This window comes from Bacillus sp. JJ675, assembly GCF_036963165.1.
In the GTDB taxonomy this organism is placed as follows: Bacteria; Bacillota; Bacilli; order Bacillales; family Bacillaceae; genus Bacillus; species Bacillus glycinifermentans.
On sequence record NZ_JBALMR010000030.1, the window covers coordinates 97,984 to 122,642 of the forward strand.

The window sequence follows — 24,659 nt, forward strand, 5'->3', positions numbered from 1 at the left end:
GAGCAGAGGAAGATGTATGTAACGATAAAAGAAACAGCAGAATACTTGTCGCTGTCAGAGGCGTATATTGAACAGCTCATCAGGGAAAAGAAGATCAGAGCCGTTCACGACGGACGGCAATTTTTAATCAACAAAGAACAATTCAGCACACATTTGGAACAGATGGAAAAATATAAAGAACTCGTCGAAGCGATTCTCAATGAACCGATCCCGGAAGATCCCGATGTAAAGGACGAGGATTAGCATACCATAAAAACATTATGTAAACTAAAACTGATGAATAAGTCACAATTCAGGAAATGAAAGGGATGAAAAAAGTCACTTAAAACAAGTTTTAGACGATTTTATCTCATTTCCTAAACAATCGCGTTCATTTTTTGTTCAAAAAATGTTATTATTTAATAGTAAAATATACATCGTGTTTTGAGATTGCAAGTTTTTCAGTTCCATTGCTGAAAAAGCAAGACAAACACACTTGGCAGTTCTTCTTTGCGGATTTGTTTGTGCATAAATTCACAAACCGAAACCAAAAAACTGCCTTCAAAAAATAGCACATTGCTTATTGTAAAGGAGAATTGGTTATGCCGGAAACAATCGATCAAACAAACGAATCTGTTAGTCAAAGCCAACGTGATCTTATTGATCAGCTGTTAAAGCCTGAAGTGCAGGAGTCTTTGACTGTCCTAGTCGACCAGCTTCCAAAGCTGACTGAACTGGTGAACATTTTGACGAAGTCTTATGATTTCGCACAATCCGTAGCAACTGATGAAGTATTAAAAAGCGATACTGTAGGAGCCATTACAGAAATTCTTGAGCCGGTAAAAGATACGGTGAAAGAAGTAGCGGCGACAGCGATTGAAGCTAAAGACCGCGCCGACGAAAGCAACGAAGTGATCGGACTGTTCGGCCTCTTGAGAATGCTGAAAGATCCGCAGGCTCAAAAACTGTTCCGCTTTGTCCAAAGCTACCTGCAAATCATGTCAGAACGCGAAAAACAAAAATAACCACCTTCAGAATATATTTAGAATAAGGACGGAGGATTCATGATGTCAAAACATATTGTCATTCTAGGCGCTGGTTACGGCGGTTTACTTTCTGCTTTAACAGTGCGCAAACATTACACTAAAGAAGAAGCAAAAGTTACGGTGGTCAACCAATACCCGACTCACCAAATCATTACGGAACTGCATCGTCTTGCGGCAGGAAACGTATCAGAACAAGCGATCGCAATGCCGCTTGCAAAGCTTTTCAAAGGAAAAGACATCGACCTTAAAATTGCAAAAGTAAACTCTTTTTCCGTTGATAAAAAAGAAGTGGCTCTATCAGACGGCACAACGTTAACATACGATGCACTCGTTGTCGGCCTTGGTTCTGTAACGGCTTACTTCGGCATTCCTGGCCTTGAAGAAAACAGCATGGTACTGAAATCGGCAAACGACGCGAACAAAATCTTTAAGCATGTTGAAGAACGCGTGCGTGAGTACTCCAAAACAAAAAATGAAGCTGATGCAACGATCCTGATCGGCGGCGGCGGTTTAACAGGCGTTGAGCTTGTAGGCGAGCTTGCTGACATCATGCCGAACCTTGCGAGAAAATACGGCGTAGACCCTAAAGAAATCAAATTGAAACTGGTTGAAGCAGGTCCGAAAATCCTTCCTGTTCTTCCGGACGATCTTATCGAACGCGCTACTGCAAGCCTTGAAAAACGCGGCGTTGAATTCTTAACAGGTCTACCTGTTACAAATGTAGAAGGTAATGTCATTGATCTGAAAGACGGATCAAAAGTGGTTGCCAACACATTTGTTTGGACCGGCGGCGTACAAGGAAACCCGCTTGTCGGCGAATCAGGTCTTGAAGTCAACCGCGGACGCGCGACTGTAAACGAATTCCTTCAGTCTACATCACATGAAGACGTGTTCGTTGCCGGAGACAGCGCCGTTGTCTTTGGTCCAGACGGCCGTCCATACCCGCCGACAGCGCAAATTGCATGGCAAATGGGCGAACTGATCGGATACAACCTGTATGCATACTTAGAAAACAAATCATTGGAAACGTTCAGCCCTGTTAACTCAGGCACGCTTGCAAGCCTTGGCCGCAAAGACGCGGTTGCCATCATCGGCGCCAACTCAACAGCCTTGAAAGGTCTGCCTGCTTCCCTGATGAAAGAAGCGAGCAATGTCCGCTACCTAAGCCACATTAAAGGTCTGTTCAGCCTGGCATACTGATAAAATTCCAGCGCTACTTATAGTGTAAACTATAAGTAGCGTTTTTTTATGCCCTAAATTTGACGGGAAAATGAAATATTTTGAAATTAGGCCCTTGAAAAGGGTATATCCGGCCCCTTTTTGAAATAAAGTATTAAAACATGCCTAAAGGGGAGAAAATACATGAACAAGACCATTAAGATCAGCTTGTGCATCATGATGATTGCCGTATTGGCGCTCTTCTCCCGCCTCAATCCGGAAGAGCCCGCCGCCGTTGCTGCAGAAAATAAAGACGGGCTGTCCGCTGAGCTTGACCGGCTTTTAAAAGAAGAGCCCGCCTTGCAGGGGGCGCTTGCCGGAATCAGCGTCAGATCCGCCGAAACCGGAGAAGTCGTCTACAGCCATATGGGGGACGTCCGGCTGAGACCCGCATCGAGTCTCAAGCTTCTGACAGCTGCAGCTGCGCTTTCTGTGCTAGGCGGGGATCATACGTTTGCAACAGAGGTGCTGGCTGACGGTGCGGTGAAAGGGAGAACCTTAAAAGGAAACCTTTATTTAAAAGGGAAAGGCGACCCTACGCTGCTCCCGGCCGATTTTGATCAGATGGCCGAAGCTCTCAGCCAAAAAGGCATTAAGCGGATTCGGGGAAATCTGATCGGGGATGATTCCTGGTATGACGATGTCCGCTATTCGACGGACGTATCCTGGAGCGATGAACATACATATTACGGCGCACAGGTTTCCGCTCTTACCGCGTCACCGAATGAAGACTATGATGCCGGCACGGTCATCGTCGATGTCACACCCGGCCGAAAAAGCGGCGACAAACCGGCGGTGACGGTCTCCCCGAAAACGGGGTATGTGAAGATCGTCAATCATGCAAAAACCGTACCGGCAAACGGGGAAAAAGACATCACAATCGAACGGGAACACGGCACAAATACGATCCAAATCAAAGGAACGATTCCAAAGGAAGCATCAAGAGCAAGGGAATGGGTTTCGGTTTGGGAGCCTGCGGGCTATGCGCTTGATTTGTTTAAACAGGCGCTCGACCGGAAAGGCATTCAAGTGCTTGGAAAAGCAAAAACCGCAACCACCCCGAAAAATGCGCGGCGCATCGCAGTCCGCCGATCGATGCCGCTTTCGGAACTGATCGTGCCTTTTATGAAGCTCAGCAACAACGGCCATGCCGAAACGCTGGTCAAGGAAATGGGGAGGGCGGTCAAAAAAGAAGGAAGCTGGGAGAAAGGGCTTGAGGTTTTACATGAAAAGCTTCCCGGTTTTTCAATTGATCCGGACAACGTCCTTCTGAGAGACGGTTCAGGCATCTCCCATATCAATCTCATCACCGCACATCAGATTACAAACCTGCTGTATTCCGTACAGGATGAACCATGGTTTTCCTCTTATCTTCGTTCACTGCCGGTTTCCGGCGAAAGCGACAGAATGGTTGGCGGAACATTGCGCAACCGGATGAAAAACCCAGAGCTCAAAGGCAAAGTCAAAGCGAAAACGGGCTCTCTTTCGACCGTCAGTTCTTTATCCGGCTATGTTGAAACGAAAAGCGGGAAAACGTTGATTTTCTCAATTATCTTAAACCAGCTGTTGGACGAAGAAAAAGGAAAAGAGATCGAAGACAAGATCGCCGAACGGTTGGCCGGCCAATGACATCACCTTCCCTTGCTCCCGGGCTGTTCCGGGACGGCCCGATTTTTTTCAAAAGCCAACATCTTCGCATTTTATAAGATTCCGTGCCTCCTTTTGAATCGCAAAACGAAAAGTGAAAGATATCATTATTTTTCTTCGTCCCCGGGCAGATACCATTAACATTCATATGATTTAACACCAATAGATTTAAAAGGAGGAAGGAGCCGGCGAATGCGAAAAGTTTGGCACGTATACGTATATTTACTGCAGCAAGCCGGTCTATTCCCCCGGGGGGAGATTTTAGTCTGCCTATGGTCAAGCGCCGGCTTTTTCATGAAGATGATCCGGGGAGCAATGAAGACGAATACGTCGGTGACTACTTTTCTCCCGATGAATGTCATGTAGTAGACCACTCTGGAAAATATGTGAATGTGACGTTTTATGAATAATGTGAGATAAGCCCGCCGCTTTAGAGTCGGAGGGTTTTTTGTTTTCCACCGGAAGAATTCTCTTGTATAACAGATAGTCGTTATCTAACTATTATTATAATACAGATGAAATGTTGAATTTCTTGCCCTCAGCTTGCCATCTTCAATTTGTGTATGTTCTAAGAACTTTGTTCATAACTTCACATAATGTGTGACTTTTTTCACATTCAAAACTGTTCTACCCAACATAAGATAAAAATGTAGCATCTGTTATACAAATCGAATGATAAAAGAGGTGGATAACATGGAACAATGGAAAGGCTTCACCACAAATGTATGGCAAAAAGAAGTAAACGTGCGGGATTTCATTTTGAACAACTTTCAGCCTTATGAAGGTGACGAATCGTTTCTGCAGCCTCCAACCGAAGCAACAACCGCATTGTGGGATCAAGTGATGGAATTGTCGAAAAAAGAGCGCGAAAACGGCGGGGTTCTCGATATGGATACGGAAATCGTATCAACGATTACCTCGCACGGACCGGGGTATCTGAATCAAGATCTGGAGAAAGTCGTCGGCGTTCAGACAGATGCGCCGTTTAAGCGTTCTCTTCAGCCTTTCGGCGGAATCCGCATGGCAAAGCAGGCATGTGAGTCTTACGGTTTTGAATTAGATCAGGAAGTAGAACGAATTTTTACGGATTACCGGAAAACTCACAACCAGGGTGTATTTGACGCGTACACAGATGAAATGAAGCTTGCCCGTAAAGTCGGCATCATTACCGGGCTTCCGGATGCATACGGGCGCGGCCGGATCATCGGAGACTACCGGCGGGTCGCACTTTACGGCGTCGATTTCTTAATCAATGAAAAGAAAAAAGATGCAGCCGCCACTTCCAAGCTGATGACTGAAGAAAACATCAGGCTGCGTGAAGAGCTGACCGAGCAGATTCGGGCCCTGCACGAATTAAAAGATATGGCAGCCCGCTACGGCTTCGATATTTCAGAGCCGGCTTCAAACGCAAAGGAAGCGTTTCAATGGCTGTACTTTGCATATTTAGCTGCCATCAAAGAACAAAACGGAGCGGCGATGAGCCTTGGCCGCGTCTCGACTTTCCTGGATATATACATTGACAGGGATTTGCAGAACGGGGTACTGACAGAGCAGGAAGCTCAAGAACTTGTCGACCATTTCGTCATGAAGCTGCGCTTAGTCAAATTCGCCCGGACCCCGGATTACAACGAATTGTTCAGCGGCGACCCGACGTGGGTAACCGAATCGATCGGCGGAATGGCTCATGACGGACGTCCTCTTGTTACGAAGAACTCTTTCCGTTTTCTTCACACGCTTGATAATCTGGGGCCTGCACCCGAACCTAACCTAACCGTGCTTTGGTCTGTCAGACTGCCTGAACGGTTTAAACAATATTGTGCAAGCATGTCCATTAAAACGAGCTCGATCCAGTATGAAAACGATGACATTATGCGTCCCGAATACGGTGATGATTACGGTATCGCATGCTGCGTATCGGCGATGGAAATCGGCAAACAAATGCAGTTTTTCGGAGCACGCGCCAACTTGGCGAAAGCGCTTCTATACGCAATTAACGGCGGAAAAGACGAAAAGCATAAGATTCAAGTCGGACCGGAAATGCCGCCTGTCACATCAGACGTTCTGGACTACGAAGAAGTGATGCATAAGTTTGACCAAACGATGGAGTGGCTTGCAGGGCTGTATATTAACACGCTGAATGTCATCCATTACATGCACGACAAATACTCTTATGAACGAATCGAAATGGCGCTTCATGACACCGATATTCTCCGTACAATGGCAACAGGCATTGCAGGGTTGAGCGTTGTGGCCGATTCGTTAAGCGCTATCAAACATGCAAAAGTAAAAGTGATCCGGGATGAAAACGGCATCGCCGTTGATTTTGAAACAGAAGGCGATTTCCCTAAATACGGAAACAACGATGACCGCGTGGACAAGATTGCTGTCGAGATTGTTGAAACATTTATGAAGAAGCTGCGCAAACATCAAACATACCGCCAGTCGCTTCCGACGATGTCCATCTTAACGATTACATCAAACGTCGTCTACGGGAAGAAAACGGGAAATACGCCTGACGGCCGCCGGGCAGGAGAGCCGTTTGCCCCTGGAGCAAATCCGATGCACGGACGCGACACAAAAGGTACGCTTGCTTCCCTTTCATCGGTCGCAAAACTGCCTTACAGCTATGCGATGGACGGAATTTCGAATACATTCTCGATCGTTCCGAAGGCTCTCGGCAAGGACGATGCAAGCCGGGCCGTCCATTTAGCGAGCATACTTGACGGGTATGCCAAAAAAGCGGGGCATCACTTAAATGTCAACGTATTCAACAGGGAAACCTTGCTTGATGCGATGGAGCATCCGGAAGAGTATCCGCAGTTAACCATTCGCGTATCAGGCTATGCGGTCAACTTCATTAAGCTGACAAAAGAACAGCAATTGGACGTGATCAGCCGTACGTTCCACGAATCAATGTAACTTAAAATTAGGCGGAGCGCCCTTTTCGCTGCGCTCCCATCACAAGGGGGGATCTTCATGATGAACGGACGCATCCATTCGATTGAAACATTCGGTACCGTCGATGGTCCTGGGATTCGATATGTCGTTTTTATGCAAGGATGTTTATTGCGCTGCCAATTTTGCCATAATGCAGATACATGGGAAATCGGAGCGGGACGGGAAATATCCGTTTCCGAAATCGTCGATGACGTTCTCTCATACCTCCCGTATATGGCGTCTTCCGGCGGCGGAATCACGGTCAGCGGAGGAGAACCGCTTTTACAGCTTCCCTTTTTGACAGAATTGTTCAAGGCGTGCAAACAACAAGGCATTCATACGGCGCTTGATTCTTCAGGGGGATGTTATTCAAAAGCACCGGCGTTTCAGGAACAGATCAGCGAATTGATGCAATATACCGATCTTGTTTTGCTCGATCTTAAACAAATCAACCGCAAAAAGCATCTGGAACTGACCGGAATGCCGAATGACCACATCCTCGATTTCGCGACATTTCTCAGCGAACGCCGCATCCCTGTCTGGATTCGCCACGTTCTCGTTCCGGGGATCACAGATATTGACGAAGATTTAAACGATCTCGGAACGTTTATCGGCGGACTTTCGAATGTCGAAAAGGTGGAGGTTCTCCCATATCATGAACTCGGCGTCTATAAGTGGGAAGCGCTCGGCCTTGAGTATCCTTTAAAAGGAATCGAACCCCCTGCCGAAGAACGGGTTAAACATGCATACAAATGCTTAACCGCTCACTTGAATCACAGACACCCGTTTACTGAAACGCTTGCATAAAAGCATTCGTTTTTAATAATAGTAAAACAGATGTGAGAAGCCGGGCGAAAGCATAATTTAAACGGCACAAATTCATAAAGCAGGGTGGATAGCATGATGTATCATTTGTATTCTCATAACGACTTAGACGGAGTCGGATGCGGAATCGTCGCAAAGACGGCCTTCGGCGAACAGGTGGAGGTTCGCTACAATTCGGTCACGGGACTGGACATCCAAGTCGAAAGATTTTTAGATCGGGCGAAAGACAAGCGAAAACAGGGCGGCTTGTTCATCACGGACTTATCCGTCCATCAGGAAAATGAAAACAAACTGAATGAATACGCCGAAGCGGGCGGAAAGGTCAAACTCATCGACCATCATAAAACAGCGCTGCATTTGAACGAATACCCGTGGGGCCTTGTGAAAGTCGAATATGAAGACGGAAGGCTCGCATCGGCCACTTCTCTTTTTTATGAATATTTAGCAGAGAACGGCCTGATCGAGAAAACGAAAGCAATGGACCAATTTGTCGAGCTCGTCCGGCTATATGATACATGGGAATGGGAGGAAGCGGGCGTTCTTGAGGCGAAACGGCTGAACGACTTGTTTTTCATGGTGTCCATTGACGAATTTGAAGAAAAAATGATCCGTCGCCTGAAAGAAAATGACGAATTTTCCTTTGACGAATTCGAGGAAAAGATCCTCGATATGGAAGAAGAAAAGATTGAACGGTACATTCGCAGGAAAAGGCGGGAAATCGTACAAACTTTCATCCATGGGCATTGTGTCGGAATCGTCCATGCCGAAAGCTACCATTCAGAGGTCGGCAACGAACTCGGAAAAGAATTTCCCCATCTTGATTACATCGCCATTTTAAATATGGGCGGCAAAAAAGCGAGCCTCCGGACCATTCATGATGAAACAGACGTCTCTGAAATCGCCGGCACTTTCGGCGGCGGAGGCCATGCTAAAGCAGCCGGCTGCCCGTTGACAGACGAAGCGTTCAGGCTGTTCGTGCAAGAGCCGTTTCCGGTGGAACCGATCAAAGCCGATGCTTTCAAAAACATATATAACTTGAAAGAATCTGAATACGGCTCCCTTTATGAAAACAGGGAAGAAGACCAATTTTACCTCTTTTCGGCTGAAGACGGCTGGAGCATTCAATTAAACAGGGTCACACAAAACGAAACATTCGCTTCGTTTGAAGAGGCGGAACGGTTTATCAAAAGAAATTATGCGGCATGGCTGGTTCGGGATGAGACATTTGTCCGATTTCTGATGCAGCGTGTCAAAGAGCATCTCAATACGACAGGCTAAGACATTAACATGTCTTAGCCTGTCATCGTTATCATATACAAAACCGTCTTTTTGACATATAATAACAGAAAGTTCTGATTTTTCAAAAAAGGGAGGATGCTCATGAACATGAGTTCTGAAAACTGCCAAGCAAAGGAATTCAGGGCGGTATGGATCGCCACAGTCACAAACATCGACTGGCCTTCGCGAAAGGGCCTTGCCGCGGAACAGCAAAAAGAAGAGTACCTGAAGCTCTTGAATGATGTGACAGAGATGGGCATGAACGCAGTCGTCGTTCAAATCAAACCGACGGCCGACGCTTTTTATCCTTCTGCATACGGACCTTGGTCAGAGTATTTAACAGGCGTCCAAGGAAAAGATCCCGGATACGACCCGCTCGCCTTTTTGCTTGAAGAAGCCCACCGAAAGAACCTTGAATTCCATGCATGGTTTAACCCTTATCGAATTATGAATCATACCGATTTGAACAGGCTCGCGGCAGATCATCCGGCGAGAAAGCACCCGGAATGGGTCGTCCGTTACGGCAGCCAGCTGTTTTACAATCCCGGCATTCCCGAAGCGCAGGACTTTATCGTCGAAGGAATCGAAGAAGTCGTCAAAAACTATGAGATTGACGCCGTTCACATGGACGACTATTTCTATCCGTATAAAATAGCCGGAGAGGAGTTCCCTGATTCTGAAACGTATGAGAAATACGGCAAAGACCGTTTCACCGACATTGAGGATTGGCGGCGGGACAATGTCAACCAGCTCGTCAAACAAATCAACGCCGCCATCAAAAAAGAAAAACCGGCCGTCAAATTCGGCATCAGTCCGTTCGGCGTCTGGCGGAACAAGGCGAAGGATCCTTCAGGCTCGGACACAACCGCCGGAATGACCAACTATGACGACCTTTATGCGGATACGAGAGAATGGATTCAAAAAGGATATATCGATTATATCGCTCCGCAAATCTATTGGAGCATCGGTTTTGCCCCCGCGTCCTACGATATTCTGGTTGCCTGGTGGAAGAATGAAGTGGCCAATCGCCCCGTGCATTTATACATTGGACAAGCGGCCTATAAAATCAACAACAATTCTGATCCGGCCTGGTCAGACCCTGAAGAATACCCGAGACAGATCGCCTTAAACCGCGCCTCGAATGTTTTAGGAAGCATTCATTTCAGCCTGAAGGATCTAAACCGCAACCCGCTCGGCGTCAAAGACAGGCTGACGGGCGACCTGTATCACGCTCCCGCGCTGATTCCCGGCATGCCGTGGCTTGAGACTTCCAAAAACTGAACGGAAACGGAGAGGAATCAAGACCCCGTCCGGCGAATTAAAGAAAGGAACAAAAAAGGCCGGAGCTGATAGAAATATGGATCGCATAACTGCTGAAATCAGGGATCGCAGCATCGATATAGGTGGTGAAGATGAATATCATTTTGACTCCTTAAAACCGATTTTGAAAGACAAAAGATTTGTATTTCTCGGTGAAAGCGGACATTGCGTCAAAGAATACATCACGGCTAAAATCAGCCTCATCCGCTTTCTGCATCGGGAGATGGGGTTCAATGTTGTTGCGTTTGAAAGCGAATTGGGAGATTGCACAATCGGTGACTTTTTTTCCTCTGAATACAGCGCCGAAGAGTTTATGCGCGGCTCCATCGGGAAGATCTGGCACAACCAGTTTGTCCTCGAATTGTTCCGTGAGCTGAAGGAATCAGAGGGGCTTCACTTAACAGGTATTGACGTCCAACAGAGCAGGAAAAAGCACTTTTCCTCCTTTTTGGAGAAGTATTTGACAGGACGGATCCGACAGCAGTACATCGACTTTGACCGCCTTGCAAATGAGCTGCTTGACAAGAATGGAATATTCAAATGGCGCTTTCGAAAAACGGCCGAAGAAACCGCCAAAATGGGAAAAGAATTAATCGAAGGACTTGAAAAACAAACGTTTCCTTCGGCAATGCTGCATAAGGTCGTGATGCAGACGATTGAGAACAGGCTGAATTACGTCAAGGCCAACTTTCAAAAAAGCTTCTCCAAATTGTTTGAATACCGGGACGAATTAATGGCAAAAAACCTGGAATTTTTATCAACACACATCTATCCCGCTGATAAGTTCGTCATTTGGGCGCACAACCTTCATATCAAAAAACAGAGCAGTGCCAGCCGTTTGTCCCGGTACCGCTCATTTGCCGAGAATCTCCCGCCATTGATGAAAGAAAAGAGTTTTGTGATCGGGTTGTATGCAAAAGAAGGAAGGATGGGAGATTACAGCGGCCGCGATTATCCGATAAAAAAAATGAGTCATAAGCATATGGAATGGCTGCTCAGCCATTCGCCTTATCAAAATTCGTTTGTGCGCTGCAGCCATGAATGGGGACAGAAAAAGTATAGAGCGTTTGAAGGAGGCGGTCTGCGCACATCGTTTGTCCCGGCGCGGCAATATGACGGGATATTATTCTTCAAAAACGTGCATCCGGTAACAATAAACGAACAAGTCAAATAAGCATTCCCGAATTCTAAAATTCGGGATTTTTTTGGATTAAAAATCGTGTTTGCAGTAAACCTTAATAGATAAAGACAAAAAAAGAAAGGTTTACTTGACATGGATATTTTCTTAGCCATTTTACCCGCAATCTTTTGGGGCAGCATCGTATTGTTTAACGTCAAATTAGGCGGAGGACCGTACAGCCAAGTGCTCGGAACGACGATCGGCGCATTGGTTTTTTCCATCGGTGTCTATTTTTTCGTCCAACCCGACTTATCGCCGCGCATTTTTGCAGTCGGTATCATTTCAGGCGTATTTTGGGCGCTTGGCCAGGTGAACCAGCTGAAAAGCATTAAGCTGATCGGCGTTTCAAAAACGATGCCGATCTCAACCGGGCTTCAACTCGTATCCACCTCCTTGTTCGGCGTTCTCGTGTTCCACGAATGGGCGNNGCGACGACGGTCTCGATCGTTCTCGGCGTGCTGGCGCTGATTTTCATCATCATCGGCGTCGTGTTGACGTCATTGGAAGACCGCCGGAGCCAGGACAACCATGAGGAAAAAAACGGAGACATGAAAAAAGGGATTGTGATCTTGCTCATTTCGACATTAGGTTACCTTGTGTATGTCGTCGTGGCTCGGTTCTTTCATGTCAGCGGCTGGGCCGCTCTTTTTCCTCAAGCCATCGGGATGGTGGCAGGAGGATTGCTTTTCACATTCAGGCACCATCCCTTTAATTTCTACGTAATCAAAAACATTATTCCAGGTTTAGTCTGGGCGGCGGGAAATTTGTTTTTATTCATTTCCCAGCCGCGGGTCGGCGTGGCGACAAGCTTTTCATTATCGCAAATGGGGATCATCATTTCGACACTCGGCGGAATTATTATCCTTGGTGAAAAAAAGACAAAGCGCCAGATGGTCGGGATCGTCATCGGGATCATCCTGATCGTCATTGCCGGCGTAATGTTAGGAATCGCAAAGGCATAAAAAGGACGGCGCATCGGCCGTCCTTTTTTTATATCGTAACCATAGCCGTAAGCGGCAGATGATCAGAGGCTTCGGGGCTCTTGGTGACAACTCCGGCAGCGGTCACATGAAGAGAGGGACTTGCAAAAATGTAATCGAGCCGTTTTTTCGGACGGTGCGACGGGTAAGTGAAACCCGCACCGTCCCCGGCATCTTCCCACACATCGCGAAGCACTCCTGTGACTTTTTTCCAGCCTCTTGAACGGGGCTTCATATTCCAGTCCCCCAATACAATCGCCGGCTTTTCAAGCTTCTGAAGCCTGCCTGTGATATAGCCGGTCTGCTTTCGATGGAGAGAGGGGTGCAAGCTCAAATGCGTCACAAACACATAAAGGAGCCGCCCGTCGATGTCAATGGCTGTTTCGAGCAATGATCTTCCTTCAATCAGCCCCGGGACAAAATTGAACAGATGATGCTGTTCGTCCACAATCGGAAATCGCGACAAAAGGGCATTTCCATATTGCCTTTTTAACTGGGAACCTTTTGAACGTAATGAAACGGACGGGCTGTAGGCATGCTCCATCCCCAGCTCTTTTGCGAGCCGGCTGATTTGATCTTCATACCGGCTTCTTTTCAAAAAGTGCCGATCGACTTCATTAAGGCCGATAATATCAGCGCCGCTCTCAGCGATCAACTCGGCAATCCTTTGCAAATCAAGGCGCTGATCGGTGCCCTTGCCATGGTGAATATTAAACGTCATGATGCTGATATCCATTCATATCCCGCCTGTTCGATAGATTACAAATATTTTGCCTCTGAACCCGGCAAATTATTTTCGGACAGTTCGAAAGCATCGTATAATCTTAGGCGGAGGGATTATGTTGTACAAAATTATTATGACGCTTTTCACGACACTTTTGATGATCATTCAGATCGGGGTGCTGTATTTTTGGCTGTTCGATTAGAAGGATCTGTATACGGAACTGGGACTTCTCTGCTGGAACGGGTCGATCTTAGCGGGGGCGGTCATCTGCATCGTGTACTTCACATTGCTGAAAAAGGGGGCATTTTCCTCTATCTTCAAAAAGCTCGTTCTTTCCTCAACGGTCATGGTAATCGTTTTACACTTGGCATCATTCGTTATCGACTTTGCGGCAAATTCTATGCCATAAAACAAAGAATGATTCCTTGGTTATTTTAAATGAGGAGGAGATGCCATGGCCGGACGGATAAAGCTCGATTCTCGCAAATCGCGGCCATGATCAAGGAAGAGCGCCGAGAGCAGCGGCTTTTTATTCTCTCCGCGACGATTTTCCAGAGCGTGAATCAGCGGCGGCCGTTCTCGGCCAATTAGATGATGACGACATACAGCCACTAAAAAGAAAAGCAAAACGGTATCATGCAGATAGGCGGGGGAAAGCTCCGCCATTTTTGGGCTGCGGAGCACCCGTTTTGCCGCATTTGGACATATGCTTATATATACGCTGTGAAGAAGGCGGGGGATAAAAGTGACCATGTTTTTAGCTGTTATCATATTTCTGCTGACGCTTACATTCGTCATATGGCAGCCGAACAATTTATCAATCGGCTGGTCGGCGTGCGGCGGGGCAGTACTGGCGATCATCGCCGGGGTCGTTGATTTTCAGGATGTACTAAACGTAACCGCGATCGTCTGGAATGCGACATTAACCTTTGTGGCAATCATCATAATTTCACTTATTCTCGATGAAATCGGATTTTTCGAGTGGGGGGCATTACATATGGCGAAGGCGGCGGAAGGAAACGGGATTCGCATGTTTGTATATGTTTCCGGTTTAGGTGCCATTGTCGCCGCATTATTCGCCAATGACGGAGCCGCGTTAATTTTGACGCCGATCGTTCTATCGATGGTGCGCGCTTTGAATTTTCCGGAAAAACTCGTGTTTCCGTTTATTATCGCGGGCGGGTTTATTGCCGATACCACATCGCTTCCGCTCGTTGTCAGCAACCTTGTCAACATCGTGTCGTCCGATTTCTTTCACATCGGCTTTATCGAATATGCGGCAAGAATGGTGATTCCAAACGTGTTTTCACTGCTTGCGAGCATCACCGTACTTTATATATTTTTCAGAAAGAGCATACCGCGGCATTATGACGCAACGCATCTGAAACAACCAGGGGAGGCAATCAAAGATCAAAGCATATTCCGTTTGTCATGGTTCATATTAGCCATCCTTTTATTCGGCTATTTCATCAGCGAGCTGTTTTCCATTCATGTATCAATTATCGCCGGCGCGACAGCCATCTTTTTCTTAATCGCTGCGAAAAAGAGCCCAGCTGTCCGCACAAAGCAAGTTCTGAAAGGAGCCCCCTGGGCGATCGTTTTTTTCTCGGTCGGGATGTATGTCGTCGTATACGGATTAAAAAATGCAGGCTTAACGGAAATTCTTGCATGTATCATTCAAGCTGCAGCCGGTCAAGGGCTGTTTGCCGGAACGATCGGAATGGGATTTATCGCCGCTTTTCTGTCATCAGTTATGAATAATATGCCGACCGTGATGATTGACGCGCTTTCCATTCAGCATACCGAAACCCACGGAATCATGAGGGAAGCACTGATCTACGCCAATGTCATCGGCTCCGATCTCGGGCCGAAAATAACGCCGATCGGCTCATTAGCGACGTTTTTATGGCTTCATGTCCTTTCTATGAAAGGCGTGAAAATCTCTTGGGGAACCTACTTCAAAACAGGCATCATCCTGACGATCCCGACGCTTTTTATCACCCTTGTCGGGCTTTATATCTGGCTATTGATCATTCACTAAGATGACTCCGCCGCATGTCAGGCGCGAACATTGGGGCTTTGATGATCCGACAAGAGCTAAAGGAACAGATGAGAAGAAATGGGCATTCTTCCAGCGTGTGAGGAAGAAATCGGAGAACGGGTGAAACGTTTTGCGGAAACAGGGGAATCCGTGATCTGAAAAAAGTCGATTTTAACCATCGGCTTTTTTATTGCTCTATGGTAATTTTTATTTTATTTTTCAACCTAGCTGCTTTAAAATCGGTCCGAGCAAGGTTAAACGGGACTGACTTCATGCCGTTTTCCTGACCCGCTCATGTAAAATAGCAAACCGTTCTTCGGATTCCGCAATTGATAACATGAATTCTCCATAAATTCCGCTTTTGCACGATTTCAAGAGATTAAGGCGGTTGTCCTTTTTATATCATGACAGTTGAATAACAAGAACGAATGTTCTATAATCTTTATGAGCATCGTTGAAGGTTATGAAGTACTATGTGTTAAAAATATAAAGAATGTTACATGCTGGGGAGGTTATATTTTGAAACCGCGAATCACGGTCATTACACTGGGAGTAGATGATGTAGAAAAGGCGCTTCATTTCTACCGGGATGGATTGGGGCTTCCGTCAGACGGCATCGTCGGCGAGGAGTTTGAACACGGTGCCGTTGCTTTTTTCGACTTACAGCCGGGCCTTAAGCTCGCCGTTTGGAACCGGAAGGATATTGCATATGATACGAACCTTAACAAGACAATGCCAAGCCCGACCGAATTCACGATCGGACATAATGTTGGAAGCAAAGCAGAAGTCGACGAAGTCATGCAACAGGCAAAGACAGCAGGCGCCGTCATAACAGTCCCGCCGCATGATACGTTTTGGGGCGGCTATTCGGGGTATTTCCAGGACCCTGACGGCCATTTGTGGGAAGTCGTCTGGAACCCTCAGTGGGAAATCGAATAGCAAAGTACAAACCCATCGATGAAAGGTGGGTTTTTGTTTTGCCTGAAAATCAACAATTGACAGATCTGTTATAACTGTTTATATTGTATATATACAGTTATAACGAATTGAGGGATGTTATGCTTGAATATTTTGATTTCAAACACATCAGATGAACCGATTTATTTGCAGATCGTAAACCAATTAAAGGAGCATATCGTCAAGGGGGAGCTCGCGGAATCACAGCCGCTCCCATCGATCAGAAGCCTGGCCAAAGAGCTGAAAATCAGCGTGATTACGACAAAACGGGCCTATGACGAGCTGGAGAAAGAAGGATTCATCGTCACCGTGGCCGGAAAAGGATCGTATGTCGCAGCCATCAACACGGAGATGCTGCGGGAGACGAAAGTGAAACTGATCGAAGAAAAAATGACCGAAGCAATCAATGAAGCCAAGCTTGTCGGCTTGTCTTTGAAGGAACTGCAAGACATGCTCAAGCTGATATATGAAGGGTGGTAACAATGAGCAACATACTGGAAATAAAAAATGTGTCGAAAAGCTATCAAGATTTCTCTTTGAAAAATGTAAGCATTACCCTGCAAAAAGGCTACATCATGGGCTTTATCGGACCGAATGGAGCGGGTAAAAGTACGACGATCAAACTGATCATGAACATCATCAAAAAAGACAGCGGCGACATCAGCATTTTCGGCCTTGATCATGAGCGGCACCAACTTGACATCAAACAGAGAATCGGCTTTGTCTATGACGAAAATCATTTTTATGAAGAACTGACCATTGAGGAAATGAAAGGGATCGTCAGCCCGTTTTACGCGAGGTGGGATGAAGCCGTTTTTCAGCAATACGCTAAAGACTTTCGCCTTCCTTTAAAAAGGCGGATCAAAGATTTGTCAAAGGGGATGAAGATGAAGTTTTCGTTGGCTATCGCACTTTCGCATCATGCCGATCTATTGATCATGGACGAACCGACTTCAGGACTTGATCCTCTCGTCAGATCTGAGCTGCTGGATGTGTTGCAAACATTGCTGCAGGACGAAAACAAGTCGATTTTCTTTTCGACCCACATTACATCTGACCTGGAGAAAGTTGCCGATTTTATTACATTCATCCAAAACGGCGAGATCGTGTTAAGCAAGGCGAAGGATGAGCTTTTAGAGGAGTACTGCATCGTCAAAGGCCATCACGACAAGCTTGATGCGGGCCATGAAGACGTATTGATCGGCTTAAAGAAAAACAGCTTCGGATTTGAAGCCCTTGCCAAAGATAAGCGGGAAGTCGTTCAGCGATTCGGGGATTCAGTCATCATTGAAAAACCGACATTGGAAGATATTATGGTGTTTTCCACCGGCAGGAGTGATCAAAGTGTATCATCTTATTAAAAAAGACCTTTTGATGCAAAAAAAATCGTTAAAATTATCGATCTTGTTGATGGCCTTTTTTTCTATTACCCTCTCTAATATCGGGCACGTCGGTTTTTTGGTCAGCGTGTTGGCGATCACTTACCAATTGGCATTGGGGGCAAGCGCCCTGGAGGATAAAAATAACAGCGACAAAATCCTCATCAGCCTTCCGATCAAAAAAAGCACGATCGTTTTGTCAAAATACGCATCAATCTATGTGTATGCGGCGTTTGCCATCCTGATCTACGGCGTCATCTATTTGATCGTCAAGCTTGTACAAGCTCCGCTTAACATTTCGTTTACTTTTATCGGAATCATGGGTGCTGTCACTGCCGTTACCTTATTTTGTTCCATCTCGTTTCCGCTGATTTTCAAATACGGCTATCTAAAATCAAAAATGGCGAATATGGTGATCTTTTTCGTTTTCATATTCGGAGGATCGGGATTATCTAAATTTGCAAACAGCGGGCAAGTGTCCTGGAATCAAAGTATCACAGATTTTTTAGGCAATGCATCCGAACCCGTGGCGATCTTGCTGCTGGCCGTTTGCCTGCTTGCGATCCTGTTTCTTTCATACGCCGTCTCCTTGCACTTTTACAATAAAAGAGAATTTTAAAAAACGTAACAACCGCCGGTTTGCCAGCCGGCGGTTGTTACACGTTAAGCGATTTCTTCTTGTTAAACTTCACAAAAAACCGGCAATGGTCGCCGTTGTCGGCCCTGCAAGTCATCCTTTCCACCTGATCGGCGCCAAGCACTTTCTTAAACATCTCTGTTTCGCAGGCGCAGGCCTTTTTAAACTTTTTGGCCACGGCGAAGATAGGGCAGTTATGTTCAACGATTTCGTACGTGTCATCATCTATTTTTGTAACGTCGGCCATATAGCCTTTTCCGTTTTGGATCTCTGTAAGCTTTTCAATCTTTTCTGCCGCGGTTTTGCCATGCATATTAGGCAAGTAGCTGTTTTTTTGCCGCTCGCTTCTTTTTTCCAACAGATAATCGATGATGTCTTCACCGTGCAATTCTTTTAGATCGTGAAGAAATTCAACCGTCATATTTTCGTAGTTTTTCGGAAAAAGCTCATCAGCTTTAGAAGACAGCGCAAAGACCTGAAGCGGGCGTCCCATCGGCTGCTTCACTTCGCTGACGGTGAGAAGTGAATCCCGCTCTAACATATTCAGATGTTTTCTGACGGCCATTTCGGTTATTCCTAAACGTTTTGAAAGCTGACTGACGGTCATGCTTTTCTCTTTTTTTAACAGTTCAAGTATTTTATCTTTTGTTGAGAGCCTGGAATCCATTTGATCACCCGCCTTTTTGAAAGTTTTTTGAACAATTAAGTTTATCATATTTTAGAAAAAGAAACAAAACCGTCTGCTGAAAACGGCTTCTTCAATAAAAGGGGAGGGACGGAAAAAAACTTTCTAAACTTTACTTTATAGTTGAAAAAGTTTAGAAAATGATTTTATAATAGGTTCATAACATAATTTATACATATGAGGAGGACATAACATGTCAAAATATGAACTTCCGGCATTACCTTATTCTCACAGCGCTCTTGAGCCTAATATTGATGAAGAAACGATGAAGATTCACCACGGGCGTCACCATGCAACATATGTAAACAATTTAAACGCTGCTTTGGAAGGACGCGATGAACTGGCAGGTAAATCGGTTGAAGAGCTGATTGCAAACCTTGATGCAGTACCGGCTGAGATCCGTACCGCCGTCCGCAACAACGGGGGAGGGCATGCAAACCACAGCCTGTTTTGGAATATCCTTTCTCCAAACGGAGGCGGCGCGCCTGCCGGAGAGATTGCAGAAGCGATCAATCAAACGTTTGGAAGCTTTGATCAATTTAAAGAAGAATTTGCGAAAGCAGCGGCCGGACGCTTCGGCTCCGGATGGGCTTGGCTCGTTGTCGATAAAGACCGCTTGGCGATTACCTCTACGCCTAATCAGGACAGCCCGCTCATGGAAGGCCAAAAACCGGTTCTCGGACTTGATGTGTGGGAACATGCATACTATCTAAAATATCAAAATAAGCGGCCTGACTACATTTCCGCTTTCTTCAATGTCGTGAACTGGGAAGCAGTCAACAAATATTATCAAGCTGCCCGCGGATAAGGCAATTCCCTAAAATCAAAGTTTTTAGTTACAGCGGAGGTATTTTTAAAATGGCAAATGTTTTATTTATTAAAGCAAACCCGCGTCCGGCCGAACAGGCGGTCAGCGTAAAACTGTATGAGGCGTTTTTAAACAGATACAAGGCGTCACATCCCGAAGATCAAATCACGGAACTCGATTTATTCAAAGAAAATCTGCCTTATTATGATATGGATAAGATTAACGGTATGTTTAAACTGGCAAAGGGCATCGACATGACAGATGCCGAAAAAGAAGCAGCCGGGCTGGTACAGAAGTATTTAGATCAATTTCTTGCAGCCGATAAAGCCGTTTTCGCATTTCCGCTTTGGAATTTCAGCGTTCCGTCCGTGCTTCACACATACCTTGATTACCTTTCACAAGCCGGCAAGACCTTCAAGTATACGCCGGAAGGACCTGTCGGGCTGATTCGCGACAAAAAAGTGGCGCTTCTTAATGCCAGAGGGGGCGTCTACTCAGAAGGGCCTGCCCAATCAACGGAAATGGCCGTTAACTACGTGAATAACATTATGCATTTCTGGGGCGTAGAAGATTTGACAACCGTCATTATCGAAGGACACAACCAATTCCCAGACCGGGCCGAACAAATCATCGAAGATGGATTGAAAAAAGCAGAAGCTGCGGCCGTTAATTTTTAATAAAATTCACAGTCGAAAGCAGGTTTCCATTCATGACAACATCCATCAAGCTCCTGCGGATCATCGGTATTATTGAAGGAATATCCTATTTGGCATTGCTCTTTATCGCGATGCCGTTTAAATACTTTGCCGGTTATTCAGGCCTTGTTCAGAGCTTCGGCATGATACACGGCGTATTGTTTCTCCTGTTTGTGCTGATGCTCGTTATTGTCTGGTTCCGTCACCGCTGGGCGTTTCTCAGCGTTCTCGGAGCTTTCATGGCATCGCTCTTGCCGTTCGGTACGTTTGTTCTCGATGCCCGTTTGCGGAAAAAGCAGTGAACGTCCTGCAAAAAAGATCTCCTGAGGAGATCCTTTTTTGTTTTAAAATAGATTCGTAAGATCGGAAAACCATATATTAATCCATACGATTTGATTCGTATACAAGAGGATTCCGATAAAAACGAGCATTCCTCCGCCGATTTTCATCAACACATGCGAGTATTTTGTAAAGAATTTTACCTTTCCGATGAAAAACGCCATCACTAAAAACGGAATCGCAAATCCCAACGAATAGGCCGTCACAAGCATAAGCGTCCGGGCCGGATCGGGATTCGTGAAGTTGGCGTACGCAATCGTTCCGAAAATGGGACCGATACACGGCGTCCAGCCGGCCGCAAAAATAATTCCGACAAGTATGGAGTTCAACACGCCGATTTTTCCTTTTCTAAACGAAAACCTTCTCTCCTTCAACATGAATGCCGGCTGAAAAACCCCCAATAAAAACAAGCCCATTAAACAAATAAAAATCCCGCCAAGCATCCTGATCAGGTTTTTATATTCAGAAAAAATCAATCCGACAGAGCTGGCCGAAAAGCCGATAATATAAAAAATCAACGAAAAACCGATCAAAAAAGAAGCCGCATGAAGCAGCACCGTTTGATTGACGCCTTTTGTCTGCCTGCTTTTTAAATCGCTTACAGAAAAGCCCGTAATGTAAGAAATAAAAGAGGGGTACAACGGCAGACAGCACGGGGAAATGAACGATAAGAACCCTGCGCCGAACGCGAGCCATATCGTTACGCTTTGCATTTGATCATCTCCTTAAAACCGCAGTAAACTACAGTAATGATAACATTCCAAATAGTGGGTCGTCTACAATAATATACAAAAGAAAAAGGGAGGAGCTTATTAGAAGCGAATGAATTTTCTGTACATATTGTATTGGAATTGACACAAAGCCATCCTGACGGTACAGTAACTTTTTTTGGAATGATCCGCCCAACACGCTCATGTGATGTGCAATCATACTCATTGTAGGGGGAGTTGTACTATGAAATACTTCAAAACATCCGGGAACAAAAGGAGGGCCGTCACATTGACGGTTCTTTTTTGATTATGACGAAAAAATCGGCATTCCGCTATGCGGGGCAGGGATAAAAGCTATTAAACAACCAAAATCCGGCGGCTTGGAGCCGGATTTCTAAAGGGGGTGTGGCTGCACACCGCTTTTTTTGGTCGTATAGAAATTTCTAGTCCTAGATTCCTAATAAAATCAGTTTTTCCGGAAGCTTCGGTAAAAAACTAGATTTTTATTTCTTTTCTTCCGCTGTATAATGTAAACGGTTTCTCTTGTAGTATACTTATACTATAAAGCGAACCTCACAGGAAGGATAGAAGAAACAGGTGAAACCAATGAATACAAGGCAAAAAGACATTTTATATCTGTTGATATCTGAACCTGAGGACTATTTATTAGTGCGGGATATTGCAGACCGGGCAAAGTGTTCTGAAAAAACGATCCGCAATGATTTAAAAGCGATTGAAGAGTTTTTAACCGAACATTCCGATGCAGAGCTCATCCGGAAACCGGGAGCAGGCGTTTCTTTAAAGATAGAAGAACACGAAAAGATGCGGTTAAGCCGTAAGCTGTGCCTAAAGCAGCGGCCGAAGGTACAAACCGATGAAGAAAGGGTACTTGAGATTGCCTATCGCTTGCTCATGAATGCAAAGCCGGTAACAGTGAAAGAAATCGCAGCGCAGCATTTTTTAAACAAGTCCGTCATCAAACGGGATTTGGATATGATAAAAGAATGGCTGAAGGACTTTCACTTAACGCTCATTTCAAAGCAGCGGATCGGCCTGATGATCGAAGGAAACGAAAAAAACAAACGAAAAGCGCTGGCCAGAATATCAGATTTGATAGAAAATCAAGAGTTTGCCAGCGAATTCATGAAAAAACAATTTTTAAGCCATGAAGTGAAATTTGTGACAAATGAAATCTCAGCACTGCAAAAGCGTCATTCTTTGCGTTTCACAGACGAAACGTTCGAAAGCTTATTGTTGCACACGCTGCTGATGATCCGCCGCATGAAAATGAAACAGCCGATATCGATTTCCCGGGAAGAGATGGCGCTAGTTCAAAAGAAAAAAGAATATCAATGGGCATCCGCATTTTTGAAAAAGCTTGAGCGCGTTTTCGCCGTCCAATTTCCCGAAGAAGAAGTCGTATATTTAACATTGCATATATTAGGCGGAAAAGTGCGCTATCCGTTATGGCAAGATGAGGAGGAAAGCGTAAAAAATCCTTTGCTGAGCGATGTTCTCGATCATTTGGTTGACCGCGTCTCCAAGCTGAAGATGATTGATTTCCGCAAAGATGCGGGATTGATCGAGGGGCTCAGCATCCATTTAAATACCGTGTTGAACCGGCTGAATTATGACCTTTCTGTATCAAATCCAATGCTTCACGACATTAAAAAGATGTACCCTTATATGTTTCATACCGTGGTGGACGTCTTGGAAGATATTAATCAATCATTTCAGCTTTCGATACCCGAAGAGGAAGCGGCGTACCTCACCCTGCATTTTCAAGCGGCGAGCGAACGGATGAACTGCGGCAGCCGGACGCAAAAGAAGGCGATCATCGTCTGTCATATGGGAATCGGAATGTCACAATTGCTGCGGACGAAGATTGAACTGGCATTCCATCAAATCGCTGTGCTGGATTGCATTGCAAAAGCGGATGTGGCGGACTACCTGGCAAATCACGAGGATGTAGAGCTTGTCATTTCAACTGTATCACTAGAAGCGGTAAAGGTTCCGCACGTCGTTGTATCGCCGCTGTTGGAGCCGGCGGATGAGAAAAAGCTGGGCATTTTTATGGATCAGCTTGATCAGCCGTCCCGCAACAAGCAAAAAACGTTTACGATGCTGAATAATACGACTCCTTTTTTAGTGTTTTTACAACAGGATGCAGAACACCGCTACAAATTAATCGAAACATTGGCGATGGCGTTGTATCAGAAAGGCTATGTCGAAAAGGATTATGCTCTCCACGCCGTGGTAAGGGAAAAAATGTCGGCCACGTCCATCGGGGGAGGCATTGCCATTCCCCACGCCAATTCCAAATTCATTAAGAAATCGGCAATTGCCATTGCAACTTTAAAAGAACCGCTTGATTGGGGAAACGAAAAGGTATCGCTCGTTTTCATGCTCGCGGTAAAACAAGAGGACCGCGACATGACGAGGCAATTGTTTCACGAACTGTCTTTTTTAAGCGAGCAGCCGGCGTTTGTTCAAAAATTGACGAAGGAAACAAATGTTATGAAATTTTTATCATATTTGGACTATTAAAAGCAAGGATCAGTTCCTTGCTTTTTTATAGAAAAAAGCCGATTTTTCCGGAAGTTGCGGTAAAAAACCAGACTTTTGATTTTAAGATTTTGATATATAGTAGACACAAGACTTGCGAATAGGAGGATTCAACATGAAACTGTTAGCGGTTACATCATGCCCGAACGGGATCGCTCATACGTATATGGCGGCAGAAAATTTGCAAAAAGCAGCCGACAGATTGGGCGTAAAAATGAAAGTGGAAACCCAGGGCGGGATCGGCGTCGAAAATGAACTGACCGAACAGGACATTCAGGAAGCAGACGCTATCATTATCGCTGCCGACCGCTCGGTAAACAAAGACCGGTTTACGGGAAAAAAGGTGCTGTCTGTCGGGGTACAGGACGGAATCCGCAAACCGGAAGAATTAATTCAAAAAGCTTTGCACGGAGATATCCCCGTCTATCAATCCAGTTCACAATCGGCAAAAGCCGGCCATCAGGCGAAAAAACAAAACCCGATTTACCGTCATTTAATGAACGGCGTTTCGTTCATGGTTCCGTTCATTGTCGTCGGCGGATTATTAATCGCACTTGCGCTCACGCTCGGGGGCGAAAAAACGCCTAAAGGCTTGGTGATTCCGGACGCTTCATTCTGGAAGACGATTGAGCAGATTGGAAGCGCTTCATTCACGTTCATGATCCCGGTCTTAGCCGGATATATCGCGTACAGCATCGCCGATAAGCCC

Annotated in this window: 23 protein-coding genes and 3 pseudogenes; 22 read left to right on the forward strand and 4 right to left on the reverse strand. The window is 45.7% G+C overall.

The window, feature by feature from the left end:
• The first annotated feature begins 12 nt into the window (after window positions 1–12).
• From V7126_RS08690 to V7126_RS08735, 10 genes and pseudogenes are all read left to right on the forward strand, one after another.
• Complete coding sequence (locus V7126_RS08690; RefSeq protein ID WP_046131453.1) at window positions 13–243, forward strand: excisionase family DNA-binding protein; 231 nt, start codon at window positions 13–15, stop codon at window positions 241–243.
• Between the two features lie 338 nt (window positions 244–581).
• Window positions 582–1,004: a DUF1641 domain-containing protein gene (locus V7126_RS08695; RefSeq protein WP_046131452.1), complete on the forward strand. Its 423-nt coding sequence runs from the start codon at window positions 582–584 to the stop codon at window positions 1,002–1,004.
• 42 nt (window positions 1,005–1,046) lie between these two features.
• Window positions 1,047–2,225: an NAD(P)/FAD-dependent oxidoreductase gene (locus tag V7126_RS08700; RefSeq protein WP_046131451.1), complete on the forward strand. Its 1,179-nt coding sequence runs from the start codon at window positions 1,047–1,049 to the stop codon at window positions 2,223–2,225.
• A 162-nt stretch (window positions 2,226–2,387) separates the two neighbouring features.
• A complete protein-coding gene (gene dacB / locus V7126_RS08705; protein WP_046131450.1) occupies window positions 2,388–3,872 on the forward strand; it encodes a D-alanyl-D-alanine carboxypeptidase/D-alanyl-D-alanine endopeptidase in 1,485 nt (494 codons plus the stop codon).
• A gap of 711 nt (window positions 3,873–4,583) precedes the next feature.
• Window positions 4,584–6,809 carry a formate C-acetyltransferase gene (gene pflB, locus V7126_RS08710; protein WP_065894544.1) on the forward strand — a complete coding sequence of 742 codons (2,226 nt, stop codon included), beginning with the start codon at window positions 4,584–4,586 and terminating at the stop codon, window positions 6,807–6,809.
• 57 nt (window positions 6,810–6,866) lie between these two features.
• Window positions 6,867–7,634 carry a pyruvate formate-lyase-activating protein gene (gene pflA / locus V7126_RS08715; protein ID WP_046131447.1) on the forward strand — a complete coding sequence of 256 codons (768 nt, stop codon included), beginning with the start codon at window positions 6,867–6,869 and terminating at the stop codon, window positions 7,632–7,634.
• Between the two features lie 96 nt (window positions 7,635–7,730).
• Window positions 7,731–8,930 carry a DHH family phosphoesterase gene (locus V7126_RS08720; protein ID WP_335497533.1) on the forward strand — a complete coding sequence of 400 codons (1,200 nt, stop codon included), beginning with the start codon at window positions 7,731–7,733 and terminating at the stop codon, window positions 8,928–8,930.
• 132 nt (window positions 8,931–9,062) lie between these two features.
• Window positions 9,063–10,202, forward strand: a pseudogene (locus V7126_RS08725) (glycoside hydrolase family 10 protein); the annotation flags it as partial.
• Between the two features lie 85 nt (window positions 10,203–10,287).
• On the forward strand, window positions 10,288–11,424 hold the full coding sequence (locus V7126_RS08730) for an erythromycin esterase family protein (RefSeq protein WP_046131484.1): 1,137 nt from the start codon (window positions 10,288–10,290) through the stop codon (window positions 11,422–11,424).
• A 99-nt stretch (window positions 11,425–11,523) separates the two neighbouring features.
• A pseudogene (locus V7126_RS08735) lies at window positions 11,524–12,392 on the forward strand (RhaT/GlcU family sugar-proton symporter).
• A gap of 28 nt (window positions 12,393–12,420) precedes the next feature.
• On the opposite strand, the gene V7126_RS08740 reads toward V7126_RS08735, so the two are convergent.
• A complete protein-coding gene (locus V7126_RS08740; protein ID WP_046131443.1) occupies window positions 12,421–13,146 on the reverse strand; it encodes an endonuclease/exonuclease/phosphatase family protein in 726 nt (241 codons plus the stop codon).
• Here V7126_RS08740 and V7126_RS08745 point away from each other — a divergent pair.
• Window positions 13,111–13,572 (forward strand): hypothetical protein, encoded by a 462-nt coding sequence (locus V7126_RS08745; protein WP_128748169.1) that lies wholly within the window; start codon window positions 13,111–13,113, stop codon window positions 13,570–13,572. The two genes, V7126_RS08740 and V7126_RS08745, sit on opposite strands and share 36 nt — an antisense overlap.
• On the opposite strand, the gene V7126_RS08750 is transcribed toward V7126_RS08745, so the two are convergent.
• The gene (locus V7126_RS08750) at window positions 13,564–13,800 is read right to left on the reverse strand and encodes a hypothetical protein (RefSeq protein WP_128748167.1); all 237 of its coding nucleotides are present in this window, start codon (window positions 13,798–13,800) and stop codon (window positions 13,564–13,566) included. The genes V7126_RS08745 and V7126_RS08750 overlap by 9 nt on opposite strands.
• Window positions 13,801–13,885: 85 nt before the next feature.
• On the opposite strand from V7126_RS08750, the gene V7126_RS08755 reads away from it, so the two are divergent.
• The 6 genes and pseudogenes from V7126_RS08755 (at window position 13,886) to V7126_RS08780 (ending at window position 18,130) form a co-directional block, all read left to right on the forward strand.
• Window positions 13,886–15,175, forward strand: coding sequence for an arsenical efflux pump membrane protein ArsB (locus V7126_RS08755; RefSeq protein ID WP_046131440.1), 1,290 nt, complete (start codon window positions 13,886–13,888; stop codon window positions 15,173–15,175).
• Window position 15,176: 1 nt separating this feature from the next.
• Window positions 15,177–15,334 (forward strand): annotated as a pseudogene (locus V7126_RS08760) (arsenate reductase); the annotation flags it as partial.
• A gap of 360 nt (window positions 15,335–15,694) precedes the next feature.
• Window positions 15,695–16,114 carry a VOC family protein gene (locus tag V7126_RS08765; protein WP_046131439.1) on the forward strand — a complete coding sequence of 140 codons (420 nt, stop codon included), beginning with the start codon at window positions 15,695–15,697 and terminating at the stop codon, window positions 16,112–16,114.
• Between the two features lie 123 nt (window positions 16,115–16,237).
• Window positions 16,238–16,612, forward strand: a complete 375-nt coding sequence (locus tag V7126_RS08770; protein ID WP_046131438.1) for a GntR family transcriptional regulator — start codon at window positions 16,238–16,240, stop codon at window positions 16,610–16,612.
• A gap of 2 nt (window positions 16,613–16,614) precedes the next feature.
• Entirely contained in the window at window positions 16,615–17,493 is an 879-nt protein-coding gene (locus tag V7126_RS08775; RefSeq protein ID WP_046131437.1) for an ABC transporter ATP-binding protein, read from the forward strand.
• Window positions 17,477–18,130 (forward strand): ABC-2 transporter permease, encoded by a 654-nt coding sequence (locus V7126_RS08780; RefSeq protein WP_046131436.1) that lies wholly within the window; start codon window positions 17,477–17,479, stop codon window positions 18,128–18,130. The genes V7126_RS08775 and V7126_RS08780 overlap by 17 nt, the downstream gene beginning before the upstream one ends.
• 37 nt (window positions 18,131–18,167) lie before the next feature.
• On the opposite strand, the gene V7126_RS08785 is transcribed toward V7126_RS08780, so the two are convergent.
• Window positions 18,168–18,815 carry a helix-turn-helix transcriptional regulator gene (locus V7126_RS08785; protein WP_046131435.1) on the reverse strand — a complete coding sequence of 216 codons (648 nt, stop codon included), beginning with the start codon at window positions 18,813–18,815 and terminating at the stop codon, window positions 18,168–18,170.
• Window positions 18,816–19,026: 211 nt separating this feature from the next.
• Between V7126_RS08785 and V7126_RS08790 the strand changes: the two genes are divergently transcribed.
• From V7126_RS08790 to V7126_RS08800, 3 genes are read left to right on the forward strand one after another with little or no spacing between them, the layout of a single operon-like run.
• Window positions 19,027–19,641, forward strand: a complete 615-nt coding sequence (locus V7126_RS08790) for a superoxide dismutase (protein WP_046131434.1) — start codon at window positions 19,027–19,029, stop codon at window positions 19,639–19,641.
• A 50-nt stretch (window positions 19,642–19,691) separates the two neighbouring features.
• The gene (locus tag V7126_RS08795; protein ID WP_046131433.1) at window positions 19,692–20,318 is read left to right on the forward strand and encodes an FMN-dependent NADH-azoreductase; all 627 of its coding nucleotides are present in this window, start codon (window positions 19,692–19,694) and stop codon (window positions 20,316–20,318) included.
• 32 nt (window positions 20,319–20,350) lie between these two features.
• Complete coding sequence (locus tag V7126_RS08800) at window positions 20,351–20,638, forward strand: DUF3817 domain-containing protein (RefSeq protein WP_046131432.1); 288 nt, start codon at window positions 20,351–20,353, stop codon at window positions 20,636–20,638.
• 42 nt (window positions 20,639–20,680) lie between these two features.
• Here V7126_RS08800 and V7126_RS08805 read toward each other — a convergent pair whose 3' ends face one another.
• The gene (locus V7126_RS08805) at window positions 20,681–21,388 is read right to left on the reverse strand and encodes a cytochrome c biogenesis CcdA family protein (RefSeq protein WP_046131431.1); all 708 of its coding nucleotides are present in this window, start codon (window positions 21,386–21,388) and stop codon (window positions 20,681–20,683) included.
• 594 nt (window positions 21,389–21,982) lie between these two features.
• On the opposite strand from V7126_RS08805, the gene V7126_RS08810 reads away from it, so the two are divergent.
• A complete protein-coding gene (locus V7126_RS08810) occupies window positions 21,983–23,932 on the forward strand; it encodes a BglG family transcription antiterminator (RefSeq protein ID WP_175075127.1) in 1,950 nt (649 codons plus the stop codon).
• 133 nt (window positions 23,933–24,065) lie between these two features.
• On the forward strand, window positions 24,066–24,659 hold a 594-nt coding region (locus V7126_RS08815), incomplete at its 3' end, for a fructose PTS transporter subunit IIB (RefSeq protein WP_335497534.1).